Origin of the sequence: Parvibaculum sp., from assembly GCF_040882025.1 — a bacterium.
GTDB lineage: Bacteria > Pseudomonadota > Alphaproteobacteria > Parvibaculales > Parvibaculaceae > Parvibaculum.
In genome coordinates this window covers 1-1,141 of the sequence record NZ_JBBECC010000046.1, presented here as the reverse complement: position 1 = coordinate 1,141, position 1,141 = coordinate 1, and the positions used below count along the sequence as shown (strand labels likewise).

1 protein-coding gene is annotated in these 1,141 nt (G+C 64.4%); it reads right to left on the bottom strand.

Features of this window, described 5'->3' with window-relative positions:
• Positions 1-38: 38 nt before the first annotated feature.
• Positions 39-1,010, bottom strand: a complete 972-nt coding sequence (locus WEB61_RS02995) for an IS110 family transposase (RefSeq protein ID WP_368062844.1) — start codon at positions 1,008-1,010, stop codon at positions 39-41.
• Positions 1,011-1,141: the final 131 nt, after the last annotated feature.

Genomic DNA, 1,141 nt, shown 5'->3' with positions numbered 1-1,141 from the left:
CTCCCTCGCCCCAACGGGGAGAGCATCTGTGTTTGGGGTCAAGGGCAAACGGGTTGCCATGGACGATCTTCTTTGATGAGGGTGTTGGCAAGGACGATGAGCTTTCGCATGACGGCGGTGAGGGCGACTTTTGCTTTTTTGCCGGCGTCGCGCAGTCGTTTGTAGAAGGCGGCAAGATCGGGATTGCATCTGGCGGCGGCAACGGCGGCCATGTAGAGGGTCCGGCGCACGCTGGCGCGGCCGCCTTTGATATGTCGCTGGCCGCTGGTGTCGCCGCTTTCGCAGGCGATGGGGGCGAGCCCGGCGAGCAAGGCCAGGGCCTTGCGTGAGCCCTGTCCGAGTTCGGCGAGATCGACGATCAGCGTCATGGCGACGACAGGCCCGACACCGGGAATGGACAAAAGGATGGCGTAGCGGCGCGCGAGGGCGGGATCGGCGGCAATGCGCCGGCCGATCTCGACCTCGAGGCGTGCGATATGGCCCTCAAGCGCTTTGCTCCGGCGCTTCAGCTCGACCTTGAGGAAGGCCGTGTGACTGGCCTGGCTTCGATTGGCAAGCGCCGTGGCCTCGGCGGTTGCGGCCGCTCTGGCATGAACAAGCTCCTGCAGCGTCTCCATATCTTCCGGTGCCGGTGGTCTGGCCTCGGGCGCCAGACCCTCGCCCAGCAGGGCCAGAACCCGCGCATCGATGGCGTCGGTCTTGGCCAGCGTTCCCCTCGCTTCGGCAAAGAGCCGGGCCCGCAGCGGATTGATCACGCAGACCGCAAAGCCCGCCGCATGCAGCGTACGGTGGGCCTGACGGTGATGCTTGCCGGTTGCCTCCATGACAATGCGCAGAACGCTCATCTTGGCGAGCCGACGCTTGAGGAGACCGAGACCTTGGCGGGAGTTGACGACCCGCAGGTGTTGACCGAGGGGGTGGAGATAAACGTCGAGGTGGTCTTTACAGACATCGATCCCGACATAAACTTCATTCATTGCGCTTCGATTGAGCAAAACCTTGCCTTGCATGCGGGACTTCCTCCCCATCATCTGTTCAGGACAGGCGCAATGGATGAGCGGACCAAGCTCTCCCGCGGTGCTTCAACCTGGGGAAGGACGGTCCCGCTCACCCGATCGTGGGGGGGGGGGGCCCCCCCCCC

Coding starts and splice junctions, on each gene's coding strand:
- WEB61_RS02995 (WP_368062844.1), bottom strand. CDS start 1,010: ATGCAAGGCAAGGTTTTGCTCAATCGAAGCGCAATGAATGAAGTTTAT.